The 26,808-nt window shown below is 63.4% G+C and carries 20 protein-coding genes and 2 pseudogenes; 11 read left to right on the top strand and 11 right to left on the bottom strand.

What is annotated here, in order from left to right:
- Nucleotides 1–42: 42 nt before the first annotated feature.
- The 4 genes and pseudogenes from EOB59_RS08250 to EOB59_RS36065 all read right to left on the bottom strand — a co-directional run.
- Nucleotides 43–1,767: a Na/Pi symporter gene (locus EOB59_RS08250; protein WP_128288133.1), complete on the bottom strand. Its 1,725-nt coding sequence runs from the start codon at nucleotides 1,765–1,767 to the stop codon at nucleotides 43–45.
- Between the two features lie 78 nt (nucleotides 1,768–1,845).
- Entirely contained in the window at nucleotides 1,846–2,850 is a 1,005-nt protein-coding gene (pstS, locus tag EOB59_RS08245; RefSeq protein ID WP_245486566.1) for a phosphate ABC transporter substrate-binding protein PstS, read from the bottom strand.
- 376 nt (nucleotides 2,851–3,226) lie between these two features.
- Nucleotides 3,227–4,342, bottom strand: a complete 1,116-nt coding sequence (locus EOB59_RS08240; protein WP_128288131.1) for an anhydro-N-acetylmuramic acid kinase — start codon at nucleotides 4,340–4,342, stop codon at nucleotides 3,227–3,229.
- A 67-nt stretch (nucleotides 4,343–4,409) separates the two neighbouring features.
- Nucleotides 4,410–4,517: pseudogene (locus EOB59_RS36065) on the bottom strand (esterase); the annotation flags it as partial.
- Between the two features lie 194 nt (nucleotides 4,518–4,711).
- Here EOB59_RS36065 and EOB59_RS08230 point away from each other — a divergent pair.
- The 4 genes from EOB59_RS08230 (at nucleotide 4,712) to EOB59_RS08215 (ending at nucleotide 8,588) form a co-directional block, all read left to right on the top strand.
- Nucleotides 4,712–5,404, top strand: a complete 693-nt coding sequence (locus EOB59_RS08230) for an SDR family NAD(P)-dependent oxidoreductase (protein WP_128288130.1) — start codon at nucleotides 4,712–4,714, stop codon at nucleotides 5,402–5,404.
- Nucleotides 5,405–5,590: 186 nt separating this feature from the next.
- A complete protein-coding gene (locus tag EOB59_RS08225) occupies nucleotides 5,591–6,430 on the top strand; it encodes a transporter substrate-binding domain-containing protein (RefSeq protein WP_164748642.1) in 840 nt (279 codons plus the stop codon).
- 2 nt (nucleotides 6,431–6,432) lie between these two features.
- Nucleotides 6,433–7,794, top strand: coding sequence for a cation:dicarboxylase symporter family transporter (locus EOB59_RS08220; RefSeq protein WP_128288129.1), 1,362 nt, complete (start codon nucleotides 6,433–6,435; stop codon nucleotides 7,792–7,794).
- Nucleotides 7,791–8,588 carry an amino acid racemase gene (locus EOB59_RS08215; RefSeq protein WP_128288128.1) on the top strand — a complete coding sequence of 266 codons (798 nt, stop codon included), beginning with the start codon at nucleotides 7,791–7,793 and terminating at the stop codon, nucleotides 8,586–8,588. Before EOB59_RS08220 ends, EOB59_RS08215 begins: the two co-directional genes overlap by 4 nt.
- Before the next feature lie 36 nt (nucleotides 8,589–8,624).
- Here EOB59_RS08215 and EOB59_RS37310 read toward each other — a convergent pair whose 3' ends face one another.
- From EOB59_RS37310 to EOB59_RS08190, 6 genes and pseudogenes are all read right to left on the bottom strand, one after another.
- Nucleotides 8,625–9,347 (bottom strand): iron chelate uptake ABC transporter family permease subunit, encoded by a 723-nt coding sequence (locus tag EOB59_RS37310; protein WP_348639505.1) that lies wholly within the window; start codon nucleotides 9,345–9,347, stop codon nucleotides 8,625–8,627.
- Between the two features lie 361 nt (nucleotides 9,348–9,708).
- Nucleotides 9,709–10,518, bottom strand: a pseudogene (locus tag EOB59_RS37305) (iron chelate uptake ABC transporter family permease subunit); the annotation flags it as partial.
- Nucleotides 10,519–10,624: 106 nt separating this feature from the next.
- On the bottom strand, nucleotides 10,625–11,503 hold the full coding sequence (locus tag EOB59_RS08205) for an iron-siderophore ABC transporter substrate-binding protein (RefSeq protein WP_128288127.1): 879 nt from the start codon (nucleotides 11,501–11,503) through the stop codon (nucleotides 10,625–10,627).
- A 34-nt stretch (nucleotides 11,504–11,537) separates the two neighbouring features.
- Entirely contained in the window at nucleotides 11,538–13,733 is a 2,196-nt protein-coding gene (locus EOB59_RS08200; RefSeq protein ID WP_245486565.1) for a TonB-dependent siderophore receptor, read from the bottom strand.
- Between the two features lie 136 nt (nucleotides 13,734–13,869).
- On the bottom strand, nucleotides 13,870–14,754 hold the full coding sequence (locus EOB59_RS08195) for an AraC family transcriptional regulator (protein ID WP_164895607.1): 885 nt from the start codon (nucleotides 14,752–14,754) through the stop codon (nucleotides 13,870–13,872).
- Between the two features lie 126 nt (nucleotides 14,755–14,880).
- Nucleotides 14,881–16,236, bottom strand: coding sequence for a glutamine synthetase family protein (locus EOB59_RS08190; protein WP_127268594.1), 1,356 nt, complete (start codon nucleotides 16,234–16,236; stop codon nucleotides 14,881–14,883).
- 211 nt (nucleotides 16,237–16,447) lie between these two features.
- Here EOB59_RS08190 and EOB59_RS08185 point away from each other — a divergent pair, with 211 nt between their 5' ends.
- On the top strand, nucleotides 16,448–16,954 hold the full coding sequence (locus EOB59_RS08185) for a hypothetical protein (protein ID WP_128288126.1): 507 nt from the start codon (nucleotides 16,448–16,450) through the stop codon (nucleotides 16,952–16,954).
- A gap of 84 nt (nucleotides 16,955–17,038) precedes the next feature.
- Here EOB59_RS08185 and EOB59_RS08180 read toward each other — a convergent pair whose 3' ends face one another.
- Nucleotides 17,039–17,737, bottom strand: a complete 699-nt coding sequence (locus EOB59_RS08180) for a GntR family transcriptional regulator (RefSeq protein ID WP_127811079.1) — start codon at nucleotides 17,735–17,737, stop codon at nucleotides 17,039–17,041.
- A gap of 385 nt (nucleotides 17,738–18,122) precedes the next feature.
- Between EOB59_RS08180 and ftsZ the strand changes: the two genes are divergently transcribed.
- The 6 genes from ftsZ (at nucleotide 18,123) to EOB59_RS08150 (ending at nucleotide 26,769) form a co-directional block, all read left to right on the top strand.
- Nucleotides 18,123–19,157: a cell division protein FtsZ gene (gene ftsZ, locus EOB59_RS08175; protein WP_127270104.1), complete on the top strand. Its 1,035-nt coding sequence runs from the start codon at nucleotides 18,123–18,125 to the stop codon at nucleotides 19,155–19,157.
- Nucleotides 19,158–19,375: 218 nt separating this feature from the next.
- The gene (locus EOB59_RS08170) at nucleotides 19,376–20,761 is read left to right on the top strand and encodes an SWIM zinc finger family protein (protein WP_245482764.1); all 1,386 of its coding nucleotides are present in this window, start codon (nucleotides 19,376–19,378) and stop codon (nucleotides 20,759–20,761) included.
- Nucleotides 20,758–22,197 (top strand): DUF5691 domain-containing protein, encoded by a 1,440-nt coding sequence (locus EOB59_RS08165; protein WP_127811077.1) that lies wholly within the window; start codon nucleotides 20,758–20,760, stop codon nucleotides 22,195–22,197. The genes EOB59_RS08170 and EOB59_RS08165 overlap by 4 nt, the downstream gene beginning before the upstream one ends.
- A 19-nt stretch (nucleotides 22,198–22,216) precedes the next feature.
- Nucleotides 22,217–23,296, top strand: a complete 1,080-nt coding sequence (locus tag EOB59_RS08160; RefSeq protein WP_127398719.1) for an AAA family ATPase — start codon at nucleotides 22,217–22,219, stop codon at nucleotides 23,294–23,296.
- A 4-nt stretch (nucleotides 23,297–23,300) separates the two neighbouring features.
- A complete protein-coding gene (locus EOB59_RS08155) occupies nucleotides 23,301–25,550 on the top strand; it encodes a DUF5682 family protein (RefSeq protein ID WP_127811076.1) in 2,250 nt (749 codons plus the stop codon).
- Nucleotides 25,543–26,769 carry a VWA domain-containing protein gene (locus EOB59_RS08150; protein ID WP_127270708.1) on the top strand — a complete coding sequence of 409 codons (1,227 nt, stop codon included), beginning with the start codon at nucleotides 25,543–25,545 and terminating at the stop codon, nucleotides 26,767–26,769. The genes EOB59_RS08155 and EOB59_RS08150 overlap by 8 nt, the downstream gene beginning before the upstream one ends.
- The last annotated feature ends 39 nt before the right edge of the window (nucleotides 26,770–26,808 follow it).

Below are 26,808 nucleotides of genomic sequence, written 5' to 3'. Positions count from 1 at the left end.
GACCCGCAATCCGAACGAAGGTGGTTATGGTCCGGCGGACCGTTACTCGGCCGGAACCAGGCCTGGGTCTCCCATCGGGCTTGCTCTGGTTTCCTTGCGTGCCGACGCACGGGCGAGCACGCTTTGGCGGTTTACGGATCTGCGCTCGGCATCGATGCGATGGATCAGGATTTCCGCACGCTCGATCGACCCGAGCAGGGCCAGGATCGTGCCGCGTTCGGCGGCACCGGCATTCGGTCCGAGCGCCAGCGTGCGGGCACGCAGTTCCTCGACCCCAGGCAGATTTACATGGCCGGCCGGCATCTGCGGGCTGGAAATTCCGTAAGTTGGCAAGATTTCGCGCAGCGACGTGTCGAGCTTGTTCAGCGCGACGTCGACGATGGCTTGCGCTGGGTTGCTGAACTTCTCGCGCCTGACGCGGCGCGCCACCTGATGCATCGATTCCGTCAGGGCGGCCGTGAAGTCGGCTTCCTCGATCAGGCTGGCGATCAGATCGAGCTGTTCGTAAGGCAGATCCTCCTTCATCAGCGCGGCGGTGTAGGCGCGGATATCGCGGCTGAGGATGTCGGTCGCCAGATAGTGCTCGCCCGGATCCGACGGCGCCTTCTTGGAAGAGCGTGCGATGTCGAGGAACATGGCGCCGGCCTCCAGATGGCGGGCCGTCTCTTGCTGCACGGCGGGAATGGCCTTGGCAAAATCGCTGGCCAGTTTGCGGTCGAGGAATTTCGGCGTCGAGAAATCCTCCGCGTCGTCGGCATCCGTGTGGCCGACACGCGATAGCGCCCGCTCGAACACGCCGATGAACGGGAACAGCAGCACTGTGTTGAAGACGTTGAAGAAGGTCGAGTAGAGGCCGACCGCGACCGGCACCAAGGGGAAGGTCTCCTTGCCGTCGACAATCACCGGAACGGCCGGATCGCCGCCGAAGAACTGCATGGCCCATTCCAGCACCTGGATGGAGACGAAGAACAGAGGGATGGTGATGCACACCCCGATGATATTGAACGAGATGTGCGCATAGGCGGTCCGCTTGGCGTTCTTCGAAAGGTTGAGCGAAGCCATCCACGACGTGATCGTGGTGCCGAGATCGGCGCCGAGCGAGAAGGCGACGGCGGTTGTCCAGTCGAGAATGCCCGCCGCGCCAAGGCCCATGACGATGCCGATCGTCGCCGAGGACGAGTGGATCATCGCGGTCACGCCGGCGGCGATGAACACGCATTTGAAAAGGTTGAGGTAGGAGTCGGCCGTCAGCGTCTGCAGCAGCGCCATGACTTCCGGCAGGTTGCGAAGCGGACGCAGGCCGCCGGTCATCAAATTGAGGCCGTAGAAGATCAGAGCGAAACCCATGCAGGCGAGCGCTATGTTCTTCACCTTTTCGCTTTTGGCGAAGCAGTAGACCAGCGAGAACACGCCGGCCAGGATCAATCCGAGCGGACCGAGCGGCAGGGCGATGAGCCCGTTGCCGAGCGTGGTGCCGATGTTGGCGCCCATGATCACGCTGATCGCCGGCCGCAGGGCGATGACACCGGCATTGACCAGCCCGACGACCATGACGCTCATCGCCGTCGACGACTGGATGACGCCCGTGATCAGCGTTCCCGCCAGCACGCCTTTGACCGGCGTACCGGCTGCCTTGGCGAGAAAGTCGCGCATCCGGTTGACCGACAGCGCCTGGATGCCGTTTGCCATGAAATCCAGACCGAGCATGAAGATGCCCAAGCCGCCGATCACCGGCACGAGGATGTCCTTGAAGATATCTATGTCCATTTCAGGCAGGCCCCCAACAAGTCGCCACGACGACGCGGTATGAAGTTCAGTTGCTGCGCAAGGCAGCTTTCGTTCGGGTCAGTTTCCGACCGGCAATTGCCTTGCCCAATACTGTTCGATCTGGCCAATGAGCGCTTTCGGCAGCGGCACATAGCCGAGTGCGGTGGCGTCGCCGGCACCTTGCGCGAAGGCGAGCCGGAAAAGATCATGCACGCGGCGATAGCGATGTTCCGAACGTCCCGCGACCTGGACAACGGCGAACACCGCCGTGCTGATCGGGTACGCACCATCTCCGCTGCGATTGGTGAGGGAGGCGAAGAAGTCGGTCGTTTCCCCCCAGGCGACGGAGGTGGCCGCTGCTTGCACGCCCTGCGGGTCCGGTTTGACGAACTTGCCGGATTTGTTCTGGACCGCTGCGAAGGGAAGGCCGGCGCGAAGAACCTGGCCGTATTCGGCGTAGGCAATCGCTCCCTTGCTCGCAGCCACGGCACGAAGAAGCGCTTGCGTACCTTCCGCGCCTGTCCCGAGCGGCCAGTCGATCAGAGTGTCGGCTCCAAGCTTCGTCTTCCAGTCTTCGCTTGTCGATGACAGAAACTCGGTGAAGACATAGGTTGAGCCCGAACCGTCCTGCCGGTGGATGACGCTGATGGCGAGATCGGGAAGGGCTATGTCGGGATTGAGCACCCTTATCGCAGGATCGGACCAGGACTTGATCTTGCCCAGATAGATGTCGGCGATCACCGGGCCGGAGAGGCGCAGACCTTGCTCCGGCAGGCCATCGAGATTGGCGACCACCGCGATCCCGCCCATGACGATCGGAAATTGCTGCTGGCCGTTCCTGGCGAGATCATCAGCCGGCACGGGAACATCCGTGGCGGCGAAATCCAGTTCGGGCTGCGCAAGCCGCATCAGGCCGGCAAGGGATCCGACTGGTTCATAATCGACGGTCCAGTCCAGCGTGAAGAAGTCGCCGCCGTCGGCGCGTGCAGCCTTGTATGTCGTTGCCCACTTGCCGATGATCGGCGCGGCCAGTGTCGACCCCGCACCGCGAATGGGCTCAGCCCGCGCAGCGGATCCGATCATGGCCCCGATGATTGCAAGGGCGAGCGCAGCTGCCGCCCCCGAAACCGTCGGCCGTGCACCGCGCAATAAGGCTAAACCTGCTGACAACATAAATTGAATCCCAACTATACTGCCGCCGCTATGTAGGCGCGCATCAATGGCCATACGCCTGCGAAATGAGGCGTCAGCTGAAAACAAGATCGCTGTTGTCTTGTATTAATTCTTCTTAACGGTTGGATGACAGTGGGTCCCGGCGGAAAAGCTTTTCGACTATTCCGAAGACCTTTCGACTGCAAAACCTGAGCAAAAAGCCGCATCGCCTGAAAGTCGGCCGGGCGGGAAAGGTCATCCTCAAACACTGAGATAGAGACCATCCCGTTCCGGGATGGAAGAGGCTCTAACTGGCGAGTTTTCCGCCCCGCATCGGCCGCGGTGCGCCGGTCGTGCTCGGAAAACTGATTGGCAGGCCGCGCAGCACGCGCACCGCGAGGAAGGCAAAACACTCCGCCTCGACCGCATCGCCGCTCCAGCCGAGGCTCTCGGCCTGCACCACTTCGACGCCGGCACGGCTGGTCAGCATCGCCATCATGGTCGGGTTGTGGCGGCCGCCGCCGCTGACCACCAGTTTTTTCGGACGGCTTGGTAAGAGGTCGAGTGCCTTGCCGACGGCTCCAGCGGTAAAGGCGGTCAGCAGTGCCGCGCCATCCTCCGCATCCAGCCCGTCCGCCATGGCGGCGCCGAAGTCGAAACGGTCCAGCGATTTGGGATAGGGCTTGGTGAGATAGGGGTGCTGCAGCAGCTTGGCCAGCCGCGCCTCGTCCACCTTGCCCGCACCGCCGAGCGCGCCGTCGCGGTCCATCTCGCCGAGCCCCTTCGACTTGATGAAATCGTTCAGCGGTGCGTTGGCCGGTCCGGTGTCGAAGGCAACGACATTGTCGATGCCATCCCACCAGGTGATGTTGGCGACGCCGCCGAGATTGAGTACGGCCACCTCGCCATTGGCGCCGGCGCCGCGCATCAACGCCGTGTGATAGACCGCGGCCAGCGGCGCGCCTTGCCCCCCGGCGCGCATGTCGGCCGAGCGGAAATCGTAAGCGACCTTGGTACCCAATATGGCATGCATCAGCTCACCATCGCCGAGTTGCCTTGTCTGGCCCAACCGTCCAACCTGCGGCGCGCGATGCAGAACGGTCTGGCCGTGAAAACCGACGACGCCGATATCGGCCATCGTCATGCCATAGCCTTCGACCAATTCCTTGACGGCTGCTGACTGGGCACGCGTCAGGGCTTCCTCCGCGGTGTGGAAGATCGCCGGCTCCGGCCCGACAAAGTTCCACGCCCGCGCCTCCGTCAGCGTCTCTTCCAGCAGGGAGCGGATCGACGGAGGATAGGGCATCAGCCGATAGGTGCCGAAATCCTCGATACGTTCGCCGTCGGTCTTGATCAGCGCGACGTCGATGTTGCCGTCCAGCACCGTGCCGGTCATCAGGCCGACGGCCCAGATTGGTTCCATAGTCGTTTCCTTGTTGAGCATGATCTTTCCGAAACCGTTTCCCACTTTTCGGGACCATGCTCCAGTCCCCATTGATGAGATCGCCGACCGCTTGACGAAGCAAAACGGTTCCTCTGTCGAAATCACGTGTCGGATGGATCCGGTTGGTGAGCAAGGTCCAAGCCTTGCCCCTGTCGAGGCGGGGGTCGCGGTGCCGAGGCGGACCTATCCTCGTAGCGCCACTGGCGATACCGGACCGCGCAACGCCGGTTTGCGGCCGTCTGGCTCAACAACCGCAGCGATGCCACCTCTTGCCTGCCGGCCGCGAAGGCGCGACCTTGCCTGATCTGGCGAAACGCTTCCGCCGAAATCCGCAAGGAGAGAAAAATCATGACCTCATCCGATGTGGCCGTTATTGCAGGCGCGGGCGCTGGTCTGAGCGCCTCGCTTGCGCGCCTTCTCACCCGCGAAGGCTTTCGCGTGGTTCTGGCCGCCCGCAACGTCGAGAAGCTCAGCGCTCTGATCGACCAAACCGGTGCTCTGGCCGTTGAGACGGATGTCGCCGACGCTGCGTCCGTCGCCAGGCTGTTCGACACCGCCGACAAGGCCGGCACGCTGGCGCTCGTGGTGTTCAACGCCAGCGCACGCACCCGCGGCCCGATCGCCGAGCTCGATGCGGAAGCGGTCAAACAGGCATTGCTGGTCGGCGCCTATGGCGGCTTCCTGGTCGGCCAGCAGGCGGCGCGCCGGCTGCTTGTCCGGGGATCCGGTTCGATCCTGTTCACCGGCGCCACTGCCAGTGTGAAGGGCTTTCCCGGCTCGGCCGGCTTTGCCATGCCGAAATTCGGCCTGCGCGGCCTGGCGCAGTCCATGGCCCGCGAACTCGCCCCGCAGAACATCCACGTCGTCCATTTCATTATCGACGGCCAGATCGCGCCGCCCGGACAGGCAGCCGATCCCGACCGGCCGGACCGCCGCCTGTCGCCGGATGCCATCGCCGAGGCCTATCTCACAACCCATCGCCAGCATCGCAGCGCCTGGAGCTCGGAGCTTGAGTTACGGCCCTGGATTGAGACGTTTTGACAACCCACCTGATCGCCCGGCGGGAAGCAACGCGATCCTTCCGCTTTTCCTAATATATTAGGCAATGCTGATATTTTGTGGCGCTGAGCTGCTTATCCAATACATAAAAAGGCACAGTGTAATATATACGTTTGTTTAACGCGGGTTGTGCATGTTGCAGCTTTCCCGGGTTAATTGAGAACGCGCATGTCGGTTACACGTCGTACACTGCTTGCGGCCGGGAGCGGCGGGTTGCTGATTTCACAAGCCCGCGCAGCCAGCACTCCGGGACAGCAGGCGGAGAACGCCCCTCAACCTATCGCGAGCGGCGATGCATTGCGCATCGCAATGCCGGCCTTCGCTTCCAATCCGTTCTTTCCGGCCGACGGATCGGGGGACGATGGCATAGACATGGAGTTGGCCCACGGCATCGCCGCGGCGCTTGGCGTCGAGCCGGTATTCGACCGATCCGCCGCAACGTTCGACGATATCGTCAGTCAGGTCAGTTCCGGACAGGCCGACATGGCGATTGGCAAGCTCAGCCGGACGCTTCAGCGCGGCCGGTCGATCATCTATTCCCGCCCCTACGCCATGCTGCGGCAAGGGCTGATCGCCAACCGCCTCAACCTGGCGCGTATCGCGCAAGGCAAACCGGCCGAACAGATCGTCCGTGATTTCTCAGGCGATCTTGGCGTGATCGAGGGCTCTTCATTCGCCACCTATGCGGCCACGACCTTCCCGCATGCGCAAATCCACCGCCTGGCAAGCTGGGATCTGATCATCGATGCGATTCGAAACGGGACGATCGACATGGCCTATCGCGATGATTTCGAGATCAAGAAGCTGATGGTCGACGATCCGTCGATGACGGTTGTCGCGCGCTCGATCACGCTGACCGACAAGGTCGATACGATCGCAGTCGGCGTGCGGCCCGACAATCCGCACCTCGCGGCCTTTGTCGATCTCTATCTCGATCTCGCGCGGGGTCAGCAGATTCTCAACACGGATGAGATCATCGCCCGCTATCGCCTGGGGAGCAAAGCCTGACGATGGCCATCTCCGAGGTAGCCGGACCCCTGCCTTTCGACTGGCGCCTCGCAGCAAGGCGTATCCTGCGATCTCCGGTGACGACGATTGTGATGATTGCTGCAGGGATAATGTGCGGCCTCTACTATCCAGACTTTGCCCATGCGATCAGCCCTGTCGCACAGCTCTACCTGAATTTCCTCAAGATGGTCGTCCTGCCCTATTTGGTCTCGTCGGTCATCTTCTCCATCACGGCAATGGTCCAGGATCCCAAATCGGTCCGCTACCTCGGCAAGGTGGGTATGGCCGTTCTGGTCGTGTCGTTCCTGAGCGTGCTGGTGAGCGGCACCTTGTCGTTGATCCTGCAGCCGGGCCAGATCGAGAATCCGCAGTCGCGCATCGAGCTTGGCGAGTTCATCAATTCGCAAGGCAGCGTGTCCACCGATCTCGCCTTCCCGTTCCAGCCGCCGCCCTCCAATGGGGATCCCAATGGCGGGCACTCGATCCTGCTCGACCTGGTGCCGAACAACGTCTTCAACGCGCTTGCCTCGGGCCAGACCATCCAGGTTTTGCTGTTCTGCCTGCTTTTCGGGCTCGCGATGGGGAAGATTCCCCAGCCTTCGTCCATGAGCCTGACCCAGGCGCTCAACGCGGTCTACCGGGCCTGCACGGTGCTCACCAACTGGTTCATCTGGGGGTTGCCCTTTGCAACCTTCATCCTGATCGCGGACCAGACCGCGTCGACCGGAACCAAGCCGCTCACGCTGATGGGCGGTTACCTGCTGGTGATGGGCCTTTCCTGCCTCATATTCGTTGCCGGGGCTTTTGCCATTATCGCCATCCGGTCGCGACGAAGCTACTGGACCACGATCAAGACCTGCCAGCCCCTTCTCATGGTGGCCATCACCACACGCTCTACGGTCGCCTCGCTGCCTTGGGTCATCAACCTTTTGAGCGAGCGCCTGCGGTTCAGCCTGGTGGTGGTCGAACTGCTCGTGCCGCTGCAGGCGGCATTGCTGCGTACAGGCCCAGCGCTGCTCTACACCTCGGGTGCGCTTTTCATTGCCCAGCTTTACGGCCACCAGCTTGCAGTCTCGGACCTCGTGCTCGTCGGCATCATCTCAGCGCTTCTCGCGCTCACCACCGGCGGCATGGGTAGCCTGCTCATCCTGTCCCAGATGTCCATCGTGTGCGGCTACCTGAAGCTTCCCTTCGAGGCGGCGTTCGTCCTGTTCGTCGCGGTGGATGCAGCCGTCGACACGTTCATGACGCTGGCCAGCGTTTGCACCGTCGCGGCGAGCACGGCAATGATCGCTCCCAGCCACAGGGAGACGACGCAGCCTGACGCCGCCTCGGACCAGCTCGAAGCCGAGCCTGTCAGATGATCGACGACAGCATCCGTCCCCAGCTCGGCATTATCGGCGGTCTTGGGCCGCTTGCTTCGGCTGATTTCTACTTCAAGCTGACCCGGATGACCCAGGCGCTCAGAGACAACGAACATGTGCCTGCCGTGATTCTCAGTGTCCCGCAGCTGCCCGACAGGACCGAAGCGATCCTTGCCGGCCATGATGGGCCGCTGGCGCCTTTGAAAGCCGCGGTCGCGACGCTCAATGCGCTCGGCGTCGCCCGCATCGCGATGCCGTGCAACACCGCCCACCATTGGTACGGCCAACTGGCGGCGAATTCGCGCGCGGAAATCATCCATATCGGAGATGCTGTGGTGACGGAGACGCGTCGCAGCCTGGATCAGGGCCGGGTTGCTGTTCTCGCCACCCAAGGCACGCTGGTCTCCGGCTTCTATCAGGACAGGATGTCGGCAGCGGGATTTGAGCTCTGCCTTCCCGCGAACACCGAGTTTCAGGCCTGCGTCGACAGCGCGATCAGCCTCGTCAAGGCGGGTTCGATCGCGGATGCGGCGGTTGAAACCGAGCGCGCGCTCGACATCGCGCAAGCGGCCGGCGCCGATGCAGCCCTGCTCGGCTGCACCGAACTGTCGGTGGTGGCCGCCAGCCTCAACGATATCAATGGATTGGTCGTCATCGACAGCAATGCGGCCTTGGCGCGAGCCTGTCTGACACGGCTGGGCTTCGGTGCCCAGGAAGCCCGCGGCCTGCCGACCGTATCGCGGCTGCCGGAACATGACCGATCGATGCGCGCCAGCTTGGCCGCACTGGCCTAGCCCTATGGATAGAACCTCATAGCATTTCGGAACCCGTCAGCCCTGGCGCGGCACGCCCTTGGCAAGCAGGTAGACGAGATACGGCCCGCCAAGCAGCGAAGCGAACAGGCCGGCGGGCAGTTCGTAGGGAAAGGCAGCCATGCGCGACAGCCAGTCCGAGACGATCATCAGCAGGGCGCCCAGAAGCATCGCTCCGGCGAGATCGACGCGGGCGCGGGAAAAGCCGACCAGACGGGCAAGGTGTGGCGCGATCAGGCCGACGAAGCTCAACGGTCCGACGACCATGGCGGCCAGCGCGGTGAGGAGCGCGGCAACGACGATCAGCATCAATCGTCCGCCAGCGACCGGCACGCCCAGCCCGCGTGCGCTGTCGGACCCGAGCGGCAGGATGTCCAGCCAGCGGGCGGCAAGGAACAGCGGCAATGTCAGCGGCAACAGACAGGCGAGTGCTAGCCCTGCATCGAGCGTCGACGCCTGGCCGGTCGAGCCGCTCAGCCAGCGCAACAGGATGTAGGACTGCGCGTTGCCCATGGCGATCGTCGCGGTGATCGCAGCGCTGCAGAGCGCGCTCATGGCGATCCCGGCAAGCAGCAGCCGCTCGGCACCGAACTTTGCTCGTGCGGCAAGGGCCAGCATGGCAATCAAGGCCACCAGTGAGCCCAGGGCTGAGCCGGCGAGCTGCCAGCCGAGATCGGCCGTGGCGCTGACCATCAGCACGGCTGTCAGGCCGGCACCGGCGCCGGTGCCGACGCCAAGCACTTCGGGGCTCGCCAGCGGGGTGCCGGTGACCCCGCTGGATGACGACGCCGGCGGCCGCGAGCATGGCGCCGGCGGCGGCCGCCACTCCGATCCGCGGCGCGCGCCACGCGGCGAGATCGGTTAACAGGTCTCCCCCAGCAATAGTCCAGCCGTCCGGACCGCGCCCGACGACAAGCGCCACGGTGGCAGCGACAAGCGCCAGCGCAAACAGAAGCAGGATGATCAGCCAGGGCCGGCTGGCCTTGCGCGGTGCGGTACCATTCGAACCGAGATGCGGCCACTCGAAAAGGCGCAGCCGCGGCAACAGCCACAGCAGCAGCGGACCGCCGAGCAGGGCGGTGCCGGCGCCGGTCGGAATGCGTTCGCCACCGGAACCGGCGGCCAGCTGTACCAGCCCGTCCGTCAGCCACAGCAGCACGGCGCCGATCAGCGGCGCGGCGATGAGTTTTTGGCGCAGTGTGCGGGCGCCCGAAAGCGTGGCCAGCGCCGGCGCTGCAAGACCAACGAATCCGATGACGCCAACCTCTGCCGCGACTGACGTCGCCATCCACACGGCAAGCGCGATGATGAGAAAGCGACTTGAGTGACGGGCGACGCCCAGGCCGCGTGCCGAGGCATCGTCGAGACCAAGAATGGTCAGCGGCCGCAGCAGCATCAATGCGGCAACCGCGCCGGCCACCAGCCTGACCGTCAGCGCGATGGTCGGCTCCCAGTCCTGCTGGACCAGCGATCCGCCGCCCCAGATGAACAGCGAAAACAGGTAATCGCCATTGGCGAGGATCAGTGCTGCGCTGACGGAACTGGCGGTCAGCGCCACCATCATCCCGGCGAGCATGACCGACACCGGCTCCAGCCCGCGCCGCCAGGTCAATGCCAGCACCAGCAGCACCGCGGCGATGCCACCGGCGAAGGCGCCCAGGCCCTGCGACCGCTCCATCAGCAGCGGTGCGTAAAGCGAGGCGATCGTCATGGCCAGTTGCGCACCAGCCGAAATACCGAGCGTCGACGGTTCGGCCAGCGGGTTGCGCAGCACATGCTGCAACAGCAGGCCGGACAGGCCGAGCACGGCGCCGGCCAGCACCGCCACGGCGGCGCGCGGCAACGTGCTGTAGAGCAGGATGACACGATCGAGATCAATGCCGTCGCCCGGCGGCGCGGCCGGCCACTGCATGCCGACCCGCCATGCGAACAGGAGCGCTGCCACAGCCGCGAGGAGGCCCCACAGGGCGATTGGCAACAGCGCGGCACTCGTCGCGGCGTGATCGCTTTTAGTGCGCTCAGCCATGGGCCTGCCCGGCAAGGGCGGCCGTCGCCAGACGCGCGAAGCGGCGTGCCGATGGCAGGCAGCCAAAGTGGTTGACCGGCTCCAGGACGGCAACGCGGTTCTGACGCACCGCCGGCAGAGCGTTCCACAAGGCATTTGTCGGAAGCGAACGCCCGACATCCGCCGGCAGTGGCGAAACGATCAGGATCGACGCCTCGGGCACGCGCGCCAGCGCCTCCAGTCCGACGGGTGCCGCCGCGCTGTAGCTCGTCTCGTCGGTCCATGCATTGACCAGGCCGAGACGCGTCAGCACATCGCCGAACATGGAATCGCGGCCAAAGGCGCGAAAATGCCTGCTATCGCCTAGGCTGATGACGAAGACCGGGCGCCCGGAAGCGCGCGGCAAGGTGCCGCGCAGCCGCGCGATTTCATCAGCGGTCTCATCGGCGTAGCGCTCCGCCTCGGCCTGCCGTCCCAGCTTTTCGCCCAGGGCCAGTGTCGCTGCCTCGGCGAGCACATAAGGCGGCACGCCGGCCTCGTAGACCGTTTGCGCAAACACCGGCGCGATACGTTCGAGCATCGGGCGCTGGTATTCGTAGAAATTGGAGATCACGATGACATCAGGCGCGACGATGCGCAGCAGCTCGTAATTGGGCGCGCCGCGCAGCCCGAGATCGGTCACCGATTGGGGCACTCTCGGCTCGACCGCGATCTTGCGGAACTGGATCAGTTCGGTCGCCGCCACCGGCTCGATGCCGAGTGCCAGCGACGTCTCCAGCATGCCCCAGTCGATCGCGGCAACCCGCATCGCCGCCGCCCTGGCGGCGACCGGTGGCAGCAATGCCGCGGCCGCCAGCGCAAGCACCTGCCGTCTGTTGGGCAGATGGATCATCACTGGCTTGTTTGGCAAGCTGTAACCAAGTCGACTACCAAGTCGTATGCGCCTTCAGCTTGAACGAGCGGCCTTCGCCATAGGAACAGGTCAGCGTCGTCTGGCAGCTCGACACATAGGTCTTGTCGAAGAGGTTGGTGATGTTGAGATCGATCCCCCAATTCTCCTTCTCGTAGCCGAGTTTCAGATCGGCCAGCGTGACCGCCGGCACTTTGGCCGTGTTCTCATTGTCGGCCCACGAAGAGCCAACATAACGCAGGCCGCCGCCGACCGAGATGCCGTCATACCAATCGCCACGGAACGTGTAGTCGATCGACGCGGAAGCCATAATCTCGGGGACGATGAAGGGTGTCTTGCCGATGAGCGCCGGGTTGGCGTCCTTGGTGATGTCGATGTCGTAGGCCGTGAATGCACCCGTGACCCGGAAATCGTCGGTCACGTTCACTTTGCCTTCGAGTTCAACACCGCGAGAGCGCACTTCACCGGTCTGCATCTGCGTGAACAGAGTGACATTGGAAGGGACGTTCTGGCGCGTCAGGTCAAACAGCGACAGGGTGAACAGGCCATCGACAAAGGTCGGTACGTATTTCACGCCGACTTCGTATTGCGTGCCTTCTTCCGGCTTGAACAGATTGCCCAATGCGTCGGTGCCGATGATCGGGTTGAAGAAGGTGGCGATGCTGGCATAGGGGGTAACGCCGTTGTCAAATTCGTAGGCCAGTCCTGCTCGCCCGGAGAAATCTCCGACAGTCTGGCTCTGTGAACTGGAGCTGCTGCTGTAGTAGGTCGGACGATTGTCGGCGTCGAGCCAGCCACGGTCGTAGCGGCCGTTCAGCGTCACCAGCCAGCCATCGCCGAAGCGCAACTGGTCCTGGGCATAGAAGCCGAGCTGCTTCTGCGTCAGGTCCTGGTTCAGATAGCTGACGCGGGGCGTCAGCGGCGAATCGTAGACGGGGTCGAACGCGTCGATTGGCGGAGTAAGCCCAAATTCCGCCGACGACTGCACCTGGTCGATGTTGTAATATTTGTAGTCGATGCCGGCCAGCAGCGTGTGTTCGACTGGCCCGGTCTCCACCTTGCCCTCGATCTGCAGGTCCGACAGGAATGTCATCGCGTCGGTGTCATGGTCGAAATTGATGCGATCCAGCGCAGTGGGGCTCGCTGCAGGATTCGTATCTCGGGACCAGCCGTTGGGATAGACGCTGACTTCGTTGATGGAAGCGGCACTAAATCGAGTGTTGGAGCGCACCGTCCAGTCATTGTCGAATGTGTGTTCGAACTCGTAGCCTATCGAGCCCTGTTCCCGCTTGTAGAGATCGACGCTCGGCTCGGTGAAATTCGCATCTGGGTCGATGCGGCCATAATTCACGCCGTCCACAATGTGGTCCGTCACCGTCCCGCTATAGGGCAGGAAGCTGCCGCCATTGTGGTTTTCGTCGATGTGACTGTAATTGGCCAGGATGGTCAGCGTGGTTGCTTCGTCCGGCTTCCACGTAATACTTGGCGAGATGAAGCCGCGCCAGCCATTTTGCAGGTCGCTGTAGGTATCGCCGCCGGCGACCTTGCCCGTCATCCGGTAGCTGACCGCGCCATCCTTGGCCACGTCGCCAATGTCGAAGCCGAGATAGACATTGCCTGCGTCGTTGACGCCGGTCTCGACATAGCGCGTGCGTTCGAAGTCCGGCCGCTTGCTGACATAGTTGACCAGGCCACCGGGATTGCTGCCGCCATAGAGCACGGAGGCCGGGCCCTTCAGCACCTCGATGCGCTCAAGCCCGAAACTGTCTACATAGAAGCCGCCGAAGCCGTAGCTGAACAGCTGCAGCCCATCCATGTAGGTGCCGGTGGCCGTCGCCTGGAAACCCCGGATGTACAGCCAGTTGGTGTCGCTGTCGGGGCCGAAGGGCTGTGCGAAGACGCCGGCCGTGTAGCGCAAGGCCTCATCAGCCTTCTGTGCGCCCTGGTCGTCGATTTCTTGACGGCCGACCACCGACACGGATTGCGGGATATCCTTGATGTCGGTCGCCGTCTTGGAGCCGGTCCTGCTTTTTTTGGCGACGACGCCTTTAACCGGTCCGGTCGCGCCGTCGCCGGCCTCGCCCTCGACCACCACCGGTTGAAGCTGCGTGCTGGTTTGCACCGACTGCGCGAACGCGGCCATTGGCGGGATCATCGCGGCTGCGGCGACGCTGGCCGCCAGAAGCGCCTTCATCCGGTAAGTTCTGCTCATCAGGAAAGTCCCCGCCTGTCGACATTGAGATACTTGATCATTTATCTCAGCTTAACTGCGGGTCATTGGACGGAATTGGGCGGTTTGTCCATTCTTGTCCAAACGAGGGACATGACGGTGTGATGTTGCGGAAATGTCACTGGCGACTGGTGCTCCTCATCCAGGCGCCGGGCGTCAATCCGACAATCGACTTGAACACACGCGTCAGATGCGCCTGGTCGAAAAACCCCGTTGCCTCGGCGATGTCGCCAAGTGAAGCGGCGTCGCGCGCCATCATCGCCTTGGCCCTGTCGACCCGAGCCTGCATTTGCCAGCGATGCGGCGGCACGCCCGTCGCCGCCTTGAAGGCATGGCTCATCGCGGTTTCGGACAGGCCGGTCAGCGCGGCGAGATCGGCAAGCCGGATCCTGCACAGGCAATGCGCGTCTATGTAGTCGGTGACGAGGCGCAGCTTGCGGCGCGAGAGCGGCGACCGTCGCCTGGCGGTATCAGGCTGGTCTATCTGGAACAGGCTTGCGAACAAGGCATTGAGCAAGCCCTCGCCATAGAGATCATGCAGAGGCCGGTCGTTGCCGCATTCGGCGGCAATCATGCCGGCAAGCATGGCGATCCGGTCGTCGCGAAACTGGAAGCGCGACATCCGCAAGGCCTCGTGGTCAAGGCTGCGGCCGAAGCGGCGCGTCAGCGCTGCGGCGTCGAAATGCAGGTCGAGATGCCGGATCCGCCGTAGCCCCTCGACCCGGCCGCGGATCGGCACGCCGGCCGGTATGTAGGCCATGGAAAAAGCCTGGTCGTGGCGGCGCAATTCGCCCTTGGCGCCTTCGACGAAGAAAGCGCCGTCGCCATCCACATCGAGCGCGACGAACAGCCGGGGGTCGGGAGAGACGTAATAGCCTTCGGCCTTGTCACCGCATGAGACATCCCAGAGGTCGGCGACCACGCCGTCCCAGACATGCCATTTCAGATCGCCAATGACTGAAAAGCCCTCAATCCGGCTTTCCATGCGCGCAACGAAGGTCAAGTCCTGTGATCCCAACCATAACATGATAAGAAACATCATGTTTATGCCCGGTTAGCGATCCCACCGCAAGTGCTTTGCGGCTGCTCGAAAATCGGCCGGAACCAATACCGCTGGGCCCGTCAGCCCTCAAACACTTTCGAGGTATGTCTCGATTTCGAAATCGCTGACATTGAGCGCGAACGTGTTCAATTCCTGGCGTTTGCAGGCAACGAAGGAGTCGCGCAGGATGGCTGGAAAAATCTCCGCCACATGCGTCCCGCTCTCGAAGGCGGCGATCGCGGATGCCCAGTCCGGCGGCAGCTTTGCCGGCGGGAGTCCCTGGCCGTCGGTGCCGATCGGATCGCCTGGCGATATTTGTCTTTCAATGCCCGTCAGTGCGGCGCCCAATATGGCCGCTAGCACCAGATAGGGATTGGCGTCGGCTCCCGAAACGCGATGCTCGATGCGGCGCGCACCGGTTGGCCCGCCGGGAATGCGGATCGCCACCATACGGTTCTCATAACCCCAGGCGACTGCGGTCGGCGCATAGGATCTCGGGCGCAGCCTGCGGTAGGAGTTGAAGTGCGGCGCGAACACCAGCGTGCTTTCGGCCATTGCCGCAAGCAGGCCGCCGACCGCATGGCGCATGGTCTCAGAACCCTGGTCGGTGCCGTCATCGAAGACGTTGCGCCCTTCGCCGTCGATCAGGCTGAAATGAACGTGAAAGCCGTTGCCTGCGCGGTCGCCATAGGGCTTAGCCATGAAGCAGGCGGCAAAGCCGTGCTTGCGGGCAATGCCCTTCACCGTGCGCTTGAACAGCACCGCATCGTCAGCCGCCCGCAAGGCGTCCGCGACATGGTTCAGATTGATTTCGAACTGACCGACGCCGTTTTCGGCGATGGCCGTGTCGACGGGAATGCCTTGCGTCCGGCAGGCCTCGTAGACGTCATGGATGAAGGATTCGAAGTCGTCGATCTCGTCGATCGACAGCGCCGCGTCGGAATCGAGACGGCGTCCGGTCACCGGCGAGACCGGTCCGACCGGCCGTTGCGATTGCGGATCGACGAGGTAGAATTCGAGTTCCGTTGCCGCGACCGGGGTCAGGCCCAAGGCCTTGTAGCGATCGAGGATGCGGGCCAGCGCCCGTCGCGGATCGCCGAGATAGGGCGCGCCGCTTTCGTCGGCCAGCCAGAGCGGGACAAGCGCTGTCGGATGCGCCGTCCAGGCCACCGGCAGAATGCCGCGCCCCGTCCACTGGCACAGTCCGTCGGCATCGCCGGTCGAGAATACCAGTGTGTTGCCTTCGATGTCCTCGCCCCACACATCGAGCCCGATCAGCGAAAAAGGCATGCGCAGCTTGCCTTCCAGCGCCTTTCTTGCCTGCTCGACGGGAATGCGCTTGCCGCGCATGATGCCGTTGAGGTCGCACACCGCGGCTCTCAGGCTCTGGATGTCGGTCCTGCTGTCAAGCCAGTTCAAAACGTCCGCAATTGCATCGCTCAATTTATGACCTCTGGTTTTCGAAGGTGCCGCAACCTGACCGGCTGCACTGTCCCTGATAAAAATAGCTTGTGAGTTTTAGGAAAACAAACTTGGCTGTCGCCAAGCGCTTTTCCTTATTTTTTCAAGTCACTAGCTGGGATGTCGGGAGGCATTTCAAAACCAATTGCGCGATCTGCGATCGCAACATAGAGGCAAGAGGTCGGAAAGCCAAGTGGCATTCAAACTGTGGGTTAGTTTGAAATTCAACCTTCAAACAATCCCCTCGGAGTGTCATATTGTTGGCATGGGGCCGCTGACAGGCTGGGGTCAGAGCGGGCGAGGTGTGGCGATTGTGACTGATAACCACGCGAAGCGCCCGCGCCGCCAAGGCGAAAGCAGGAAAGATGAAGAACGGCGTTCTATTATCCGCTCACTGGTTGAGCTAGATCGGCCGGTTGCAGAGCTTGAAAAGCTTTTGGCGCCGCTTCCCTGGGACTATCCAACTGCGCTGGTCACGCTGACCTACGATCACATTCGAAGCGTTCTCTTGCGCTTTCTAGCCGGGAACCTCGAGGCGAAGGACGTCGAGGAATGGGCCGATCTTGTTGAAATGCGAGATGATATCGAGTTCGCAGAAGACCGGACGAAAGAGGTAGTCCATATGCTGTCCACGCCGCAAATCCACTTTCCTATCGACGGCCAGCTTGCGCGGCTTCTGCTATCGCCAATTTCGCACTGACCGACTACCGGCATTCGACGTTCTGGGTTCGCCACCGAGACAACATGGCTGGGCCTTCGATCGAACAATTGTCGCCCGGCGATTCTAGCTTCTCATCTTCGAAAATCTCGCCTGCTGCAGGATGTGCGAGGCGCCTTCGTCGATGTCGCGCACGATGGCGGCGCGGGCGCGCTCGCCATCCTGAGCCTCGATCGCCGCTACGACTTCCTCGTGAAAGTCAATGTCGAGAATGGAGGCGAGGTCATCCTCGAACCCCGTGGCGAGATTCCTGAGAAACGGGCCGACCTGCATCCATACGGTCTCGATCAGGAAGATCATCTGCTCGTTGCCGCAATGGCGATAGATCGAGAATTTGAAGTCGTGGTTCTTGCGCAGATAATCGTCGATATCGCCCTTGCGAGCCGCCAATGTCAGTTCGGTGGCGTGGCGTCGGATCGTGCGCAGATTGTTGCCGTTGATGCGTGTTGTCGCCAGCTCGGTCGCCGAGCCTTCGAGGATAGTCCGCACCGCGGTCAATTGCGAAAACCGGTCGGCCGATATTGCCGGCACTTCGACGCTGCCGTTCGGCATTGGGCTGAGCGCCCGCAGCGCTTGCAGCCGCATGAAGGCGCTGCGCACCGGCATGTCGCTGGTGCCGAGTTCCCTTGCGAGTTTTCGCGATGTCAGCTTCTGGCCCGGCGTGAACTGGCCGGACATCAGTGCCCGCACAAGCTCAAGATAGACTTTTTCATGCAAGGGAACGGTGTCGACGGCGGTCAACCCGAATTGTGTTTTGTCGGCCATCGGCGGGGCGCTGCTTCATCGGTTCAGAAATCTGTGCGGCCGGCTGGTTTCGCCGCTGGGGATTCTGCGTGGCCGAGCCCGGCGAGAACGCCGAAGTCAGCGACTTATCAAGCACATGATAGACGCTTCGATCGTTGCGCGGCAAGCGACGCGTCGCGCCAAGGCTCACGGCTTGATTGTCAGGCACACGGCGTCTCTGCCACGCTGTGCAAAACGGTCATCACAAATCTTGACCTCGCATGCACTTGCACCTCTGGCCGCTGTCTGGCTTTTTGGGCTACCCATCGCAACGGAGTGATTCGCATCATGCCACTCGATTGCAAGGTTTCAAGGCAGTCTGCGGGTGGGTCGTGAAGCGCGCGCAATTGGCGAAGGAGACACAGGCATGGCCGAGTTCAAGAAGCCCGAAATCTCCGAGATGAGACCCAAGATCACCGTGATCGGCGTTGGCGGCGGCGGTGGCAATGCCGTCAACAACATGATCGCGGAGCAGCTTCAGGGCACTGAATTCATCGCCGCCAACACCGACGCCCAGGCGCTGACCATGTCGAAGGCGACGCGGCTGATCCAGCTTGGCGCCCACGTCACCGAAGGATTGGGCGCCGGATCGCTTCCCGAGATCGGCCGCGCCGCGGCCGAGGAATCGCTCGACGAGATCATGGACCATCTGGCCGGCACGCATATGTGTTTCGTCACCGCCGGCATGGGCGGCGGCACGGGAACCGGTGCGGCTCCAATCATCGCCCAGGCGGCGCGCAAGGCCGGCATCCTGACGGTGGGCGTCGTCACCAAGCCTTTCGCCTTCGAGGGCAGGCGCCGAATGCAGATGGCCGAAGAGGGCATCGAGCGGCTGCGCGAGAGCGCCGACACGGTGATCGTCATCCCGAACCAGAACCTGTTTCGGATCGCCGATGCCAAGACCACCTTCGCCGATGCGTTCGTCATTGCCGACCGGGTGCTCTATGCCGGCGTCAGCTGCATCACCGATCTCATCGTCAAGGAAGGCTTGATCAATCTCGACTTCGCCGATGTCAAATCGGTGATGCGCGATATGGGCCGCGCCATGATGGGCACCGGTGAGGCCTCCGGCGAGGGTCGGGCAATGAAGGCGGCCGAAGCCGCGATCGCCAACCCGCTGCTCGACGAAGTGTCGATGAAAGGCGCCAAGGGCGTTCTGGTCTCGATATCGGGCGGCAGGGACATGACCCTGTTCGAGGTCGACGAGGCCGCCACCCGCATTCGCGAAGAGGTCTACGAGGATGCCGACATCATCGTTGGCGCCATCTTCGACAAGGGCATGGAAGGCCGCTTCAGGGTCTCGGTGGTGGCGACGGGTCTCGACCGTGCGTTTGGGGTGGAGGATGCCGAAGCCGGCATCGCCCGCGACCACGCCGGTCAGCCGGCACGCACGCTTCAATAGGTCGTATCGCGCGTTTGTTCTCGCCAGGAGATAATTTCTCGGGGAGACATCGCTGAATAGCAATTGCATTGCCGACGGATCAGATTGACTGGCGCAACTATTGTGTTCAGCTGTATCGATCTCGGTGCCGCTGCTGCTACAAGAATCCGTCATAGACGGCCATCTATACTGGCTACCCGTATCGTTCGAGCGACGAGAGGCGCGGCTTGGAATTCGACTTGAAAACCATCGAAGCGCTTGCGCCCGATCAGGCGTCGTTGAGCGCCGCGTCCAGGTTGACCAGGCAATCGAACTGGCCACGGCTCGAAAAGAGCGATCAACTGGGGCTCCTCTGGGGGGAATGCCAGGGTTCCGGCTCCAATCCCTACCGTGTGGTCGTCGACACCGGCGACCATGGCTACAAATGCACCTGTCCGTCGCGGAAATTTCCCTGCAAGCACACTTTGGCGCTGATGTGGATTGCAGCCACCACGCCGGCCAGTTTTACCGCCGCAGGCTCGACCCCGGAATGGGTGAATGATTGGCTCGGCCGCCGCAGGAAGGTCTCGCCGCAGCCGGCGGCGCAAGCGCCCGGTGCGGGAGGCAAGAGCATTGGCGAGGCCTCGCGCGACGACGAAAGCGCTGATGTCGAGGACGCCGCTGCGGTCGAGCGCCGCGAGGCAGCGCAGCGCAAGCGGACGCTGGATACGCAATCCGCGGTGTCGGCGGCGTTGGATGAGCTGGATCAATGGATCGCTGACCAGTTGCGGCTTGGCCTGGCCGGTTTTGTCGACAACAGCAGTGATCGTTGCCGCCGGATTGCGGCACGGCTGGTCGACATGAAGGCGACAGCGCTTGCCGGCCGCATCGACGAGATTCCGTCACGGCTGATGGGGCTGCGCAGCGAGGAGCGCCCGGACGCGGCGATCCGCGAACTCGGCAAGCTCGTGCTGGTGGCCAAGGCCTGGCGATCGACACCAGGCGACGCCGAACTGAGGCGGCTCGTATCGACGTCCGAAAGCCGTGAGCAGGTTCTGGCCAATCCCGATGCCAAACAGGTCGAAAGCGTCTGGGAGGTGCTTGGCGAGAAGATCGAGTCGCGCCGTGACGGTCTCGTCAGCCATTCGACCTGGCTCCTCGACCTGAAGAGCGCGAGCCCGCAATTTGCTCTCTTGCTCGACTATTTTCCGGCCTCGGCCGGTCGCCGGTCGAACGCCTTCACACCGGGCGACCGGTTCGATGCCAGGCTGGTCTTTTACCCGGCACGCCAGCCGCTGCGGGCCTTGGTGGCGGACCGCAAGGGCGACGTCTCGACAGGTGAGTGGCCCGATTTCGGCTTTCGCACAGCCGATCCGCTCGCGGCGCATGCTGCTCACCAGAACACAGCCCCTTGGCTCACCGATTGTCCTGTCATGCTGCCGCCCGGCGCGATCCTGCTGGACGATCGGGGCGCTGCCTGGTGGCAAGCCGCCGACGATCCGCATGGTATCGCCTTGCCGATTGCCGACACCGTCAATCCAACGCTGCTTGGGCTGGACCTTATGGCAACGGCAGCACTTTGGAATGGCAGCCGGCTTGACCTGCTGGCAGCGCAAAGCGGTTTCGGGAGGCTTGACTTGTCGTGAACGAGATCGAGCAGACCGGCCTGGCGGCCATGCGCGACTGCTGGATCACCGGCGGGACCACCTTCGACCTGGCTCCGGGCGCGTGGAAGGAGATCGCCGGCGGTGCCAGCCCCGACGAGCGCGAACGCCGGCTGCTGGCGATCGCCGCACAAGCTCTCGACATTGCCTTGCGGCCAGCCGCGCCGAAGACGCTGAAACGCCGCCCGCAATTGCCCGAACTCGCCTTGCCGATGCTGCCGGAACGGCTGCGGCCGCTCTTGCGAGCCGCGCTCAAGCATGCCGCCGACACAAGAAGCAAGTCGCGTGTGGTCACGCTCGTCGCCAGCCGCGGCTTCGTGCTGCATCCGATGGACTGGATGCCAGCCGCGTCGGATCAGAGCAGTCCGGACGTTTATGCACCCTGGGTCGACTGGCAGGCAGGCGCGGACGGCGAAAAACCTGCAAGCCAGGAGCATCTGACGGTGGAAAACTGGGATGACTTCTATCCCGCCGCACGCCGCACCGCGCTCGCCGATATGCGCCGCACCGCACCGGCTTCGGCTCGGCAACTGATCGAAACCAAGGCCTCCGGAGAGCCGGCGGAGATCAGGATTGCACTCGTCGACCTGTTGCGCTTCGGCCTGGGCGCCGATGACGTGCCATTCCTGAAGAGCCTCTCCGCCGATCGTTCCGGGAAGCTGCGCGAACTCGCTGGCCGGTTGCTGGCAAGATTGGGAGAGCACGGCTCGCCAGGCGATGGCGGGCCGGAAGCTCCGACGGCCGAACTCGCTGCCTTCATCGCTGAAGGCAAATCCGGCTTCATCCGCCGCCGCACCACCTACACGCCGGCAAAACTCAAATCGCCGGCGCAGGAAAGACGTCGCGCCGAACTGTTCGAGACCTGTAACCTGGTCGACCTCGCCACGCGCTTCGGCACCACCGAATCCGAGTTTATCGGGGCGTGGCAATTCGGCGCCGAGAGCAATGCCGATATCCTTGTTGCCCGAATGGTCGCCGCGTCGGGCAGCGACGCCGCGGTGACGCACATGGCGGATACGCTTGTCGCCGAAGGTGGCAAGCCCACACTCTTCGTCCTCCACCTCATGGCGCGTCTGGACAGCCGCAGGAAGCGTGTCCTGGTCAGGTCGATCCTGAAAGACACGCAACATCTCGGCGCGCTCAATCTGGCCGAGGGCCTCGAAGCAAGCTGGCTGGAATGGGCCGACCTGACAAACGGCCAGATGCTCCCGGCGCTTCGCTCCGCTGTTGCAGGAAACGATGACGCTGTGAAGCGAGGCGTCGACCAGCTTCTGGAAACTATGGGCTTTCTCGCCACGGCGGCGACGGCGGAGAAATTGATCGGAGACGTTGTTGCGGCCGGTATGGCGCCGGCGGCGCCGTCTCTCGGTCTTCTGCGGCTCAACGCGTCACTGGCCGAGCATCGAACCAACATATGATCAATCCGGAGAACAGCAAATGAACGCAGCCATCCGTCTTCCGGTCGAGCAGGCCTATGCCGCCGAATTGCAGGCGCTCTCGCGCAACGATGACCGGCAAAGGCCCGCCGGCTGGAGCCTGTCGCCCAAGGCCGTGTTGACCTACCTGCTCGGCGGAAAGGCTGACAACGGGACAGTGATAACGCCCAAATATGTCGGCCGGCGCCGGCTGATGGAAACCGCGGTCGCGACGCTCGCCACCGATCGCGCGCTGTTGCTGCTGGGTGTCCCCGGCACGGCCAAATCCTGGGTGTCGGAACATCTCGCCGCCGCCATCATGGGCGATTCGACCCTGATCGTGCAGTGCACGGCCGGCACCGACGAGAACCAGATCCGCTATGGCTGGAACTACGCGCAGCTTCTGGCAAAGGGCCCGAGCCAGGACGCGCTGGTGCCGACGCCGCTCTACCGCGCCATGCAGGACGGCAAGCTTTGCCGCCTCGAGGAGCTGACGCGCATGGGCTCCGATGTGCAGGACACGCTGATCACCGTGCTGTCCGAAAAGATGATGCCGATCCCGGAACTGAACACCTCGATCTACGCGCAGCGCGGCTTCAACATCATCGCCACCGCCAACAACCGCGACAAGGGCGTCAACGAGCTGTCCTCGGCGTTGAAGCGCCGCTTCAATGTCGTCGTACTGCCCTTGCCCGAAGACATGGCGGAGGAAGTGGCAATCGTCTCCAAGCGGGTCGGAGAGATGGCCGGCGGTCTCGACCTGCCGGTGCCGAAGAATGTCGGCGAGGAGATCGCGCGCGTGCTGACCATTTTTCGCGAGTTGCGCTCCGGCGCTACAGCCGACGGCAAGGTGACGTTGAAGACGCCGTCCGGTTCGCTGTCCACGGCCGAAGCCATTGCCACCATGGTCGGCGGCCTCAGCCAGGCGGCCTGGTTCGACAGCGGCAAGCTCGGCGCCGAAGGCCTTGCCGCCAGCCTCGTCGGCGCGATCGTCAAGGATCCGGTGCAGGACAAACTGGTGCTGGAAGAATATCTGGAAACCGTGCTCAAGAAGCGGCCAGACTATGCCGGCTACTACGCGGCCTTGAACGCGGCAATCTGACGCCATGGCGCTCAGCGACGTTTCCTATTTCGGCATACGCCATCACGGGCCCGGCTCCGCCGACAGCCTGGTGCAGGCGTTGCAGGAGTTGAAACCGGTCGCCGTGCTGATCGAAGGACCGGCCGACGCCAGCCCGCTGTTGCCGTTGCTCGCCCGCCCCGAAATGCAGCCGCCGGTGGCGCTGCTCTGCTATCCCGAAGACGATCCGGCCTCGACAAGCTTCTGGCCCTTCGCCGAATTCTCGCCGGAGTACCAGGCGACGCTCTGGGCCGTCGCCAACAACGCAGCAGTGCGCTTCATCGATTTGCCGTCGTCAGCCCGCACTGCGCCGATTGAGGCCGTGGGGGAAACCGAGAGCGATGGAACGGAAGCCAACGTCGAGGCTGACTTGGCGCCGCATCTGCGGGACCCGATCGGAACGCTGGCACAAGCTGCCGGCTATGAAGATGGCGAAAGCTGGTGGTCTGATATCATCGAGCAGAACCCGCAGCCGGGTCCAATCTTCGCGGCAATAGCCGACGCGATGACGACGCTGCGGGACGGCGAAGGTCCGCTTGCGGCGTTTGAGGCGAAACGCGAAGCGCATATGCGGCTTGAGATCGCCGCCGCGCGAAAGGAATTCGATGGGCCGATCGCTATCGTTTGCGGTGCTTTCCATGTGCCGGCACTGCAGGCGACGCGACCGCTGAAGGAAGACCAGGCGCTACTCAAGGGGCTCGCCCGCCGCAAAAGCATGATGACCTGGGCGCCATGGACGGGGCCGCGCCTGGCGCTGGGCTTCGGTTATGGCGCCGGCGTTGTCGCGCCCGGCTGGTGCAAGCATCTGTGGCAGACGCGCGGGCAAGGCGACTCCTCGGTCCTGTGGCTGGCGAAGATCGCGGCGGTCCTGAGGGCGAAGGGGCACATGGTCTCGACCGCCTCGCTGATCGAAGCCGAACGGCTGGCCCGCACGCTGGCTGTGATCCGTGAGCGGCCAAAGCCCGGTTTCGAGGAATTGCGTGACGCCGCGATCGCCGCCCTGTTCAACGGGGAAGCGCTGCTGTGGGCGCTGGTCGAAGCCGAATTGCTGCTGGGCGCCGATGTCGGTGAAATTCCGCCAGACACGCCGCTGGCGCCGCTGATCGAGGACCTGCAACGCAACCAGAAAGCAGCGCGGCTGAAGCCCGAGGCGCTGGAGCGCGAATTATCGGTCGATCTGCGCAGCGAGAGCGGGCTGTTTCGGTCGACCTTGCTGCACCGGCTGTCCGTGCTTGGCGTGCATTGGGGCAAACTCACCGACAGCGGCCGTAGCCGCGGCACCTTTCGCGAGCGTTGGACGCTGTCGTGGGAACCTGAATATGCCGTTCGACTGGTGGAGAACCTGGTCTACGGACCAACCATCGAAAAGGCGGCCAATGGCCGGCTGATCCAGATGATCGGCGCGGCAACGTCTCTTGATGCGATGGCCGCACTGGTCCAGGGCGCCATCACGGCAAACCTGTCGGAAGCGTCGATCGCCGGTCTCGCGGCCTTGGAGGACCGGGCAGCCCGCAGCAGCGAATGCCTGGAAATCCTGACATCGGTGCCGCCGCTCGCCGACATCATCCGCTATGGCGAGGCTCGCAAGACGGAAACCGCCCGTCTGTCCGGTCTGCTGGAGCGGCTGATCGTCGAAGGCGGGATCGCGCTCGCCTATGCCGCCCGCGACCTCGATGCCCAGGCATCCACGACGCTGGTCGGCGCCATGCGCAAGGCCGACGAAGCGATCAGTCTGGTCGAGCCTGAACAGGACGTGCTGGACGCCTGGCGCAATGGGCTGGCTGCGGTCCTCGATGGATCGCGCTCGACGGCGCTGGTGGCAGGCTGTGCCGCGCATCTGCTCTACGAAGCCGGCCATCTGTCAGCCGACGCGGCAACCGGTCTGATCGCACGACGTCTGTCTCCAGGAACGCCGGTCACCGAGGCTGCAGGGTTCTTCGAGGGTTTCTTCAGCACTGCCGGCCAACGGCTGATCTACGACGAGGGCCTGCGCGGTGCGGTGGATGCCTGGCTCGCATCCCTCGACGAAGACGCCTTCATTGCGCATCTGCCGTTGCTGCGCCGGGTCTTTTCGCATCTGGACTCGATGGAGCGGCGGCGGTTGATCGAAGCGGTGCTCGGCCGCGCCGCACGCCTGCCTGCCGGACTGACGCCGACTCCGGATGGCGGCGAAGCGTGGCGCCGCCATCTTGAACGGCTCGGACCCTTGCTGACGGGCGGGAGCGGCAATGGATGACGAGGCTGAAATGAGCGAGCCAATCCAGGCCGGCGACGGACGGGAGCGCCGCTGGCGCCTGGCGATCGGTGCCGATGAGGAAACCTCGTCAGCGCTGTCCGACACCGACAAGCGGCTTTCCGCGGCGCTCGATGCGCTTTACGGCGATGGTGCCGGCGATGCGGCTGCCGATCCGCGCAAGCGGCGCGGCGGCCTCGGCCGCTCGGCGCCAAGGGTGGCACAGTGGATGGGCGATATCAGATCGTTCTTTCCCGCACAGGTCGTCCAGATCGTCCAGAAGGATGCCTTCGAACGGCTCAACCTGAAGCAGATGCTGATGGAGCCGGAATTCCTCAAGGCGATCGAGGCCGACGTCAATCTCGTCGCCGACCTGATTTCGCTGCGCTCGGTCATGCCGGCCAAGACCAAGGACATTGCGCGTACGATCATCGCCGATATCGTCGCCAAGCTGATGCAGCGGCTGGAGCAGAAGACAGCCGAGGCGATCCGCGGCGCGGTCGACCGGTCGCAGCGCACCAACCGCCCACGTCAGCGCGACATCGACTGGCCGCGTACGATCTCAGCCAACCTTCGCCATTACCAGCCCGAGCACAAAACCATCGTGCCGGAGAAGCTGGTCGGCTTCATGCGCAAACAGCGAAGGCTGGTCGACCTGGATGAGGTGGTGCTGTGCGTCGACCAGTCGGGCTCGATGGCAAGCTCGGTGATCTACGCCTCCATCTTCGCCGCGGTGATGGCTTCCCTGCCGGTCGTGCGGACCAAGCTTGTCTGCTTCGACACGGCCATCGTCGATCTGACCGAGGAGCTCAGCGATCCTGTCGAAGTCCTGTTCGGCGTGCAACTGGGCGGCGGCACCGACATCAACCAGGCCGTGGCCTATTGCGCGGACCGCATCGAACGGCCGACCAAGTCGCATATGGTGCTGATCACCGACCTTTATGAGGGCGGCAACGGGCAGGAATTGCTGCAGCGGCTTGCTGCACTCGTTCGCTCCGGCGTCAACGTCGTGGTGCTCCTGGCGCTGACCGACCAGGGCAGGCCAGGTTATGACCCGAAGATGGCAGGCTCGGTGGCCGCCCTCGGTATTCCGGTCTTTGCCTGCACGCCGGATTTGTTTCCAGACATGATGGCGGCGGCATTGCGTCGGGAAGATATCGGCGCATGGGCGGCTGGCGCCGATATCAAGCTGGTTCGTGCCGAGGCCGAGACTCCGGAGTAAAACAGCCGTCGCCAGAGCTGCCAGGATGCTTCTGGCAGC

The sequence above is a fragment of the Mesorhizobium sp. M7A.F.Ca.MR.176.00.0.0 genome (genome assembly GCF_004023165.1).
Classification (GTDB): Bacteria; Pseudomonadota; Alphaproteobacteria; order Rhizobiales; family Rhizobiaceae; genus Mesorhizobium.
Note: the sequence above shows the minus strand (reverse complement) of the source record. Positions and strands in the feature narration are given on the sequence as shown.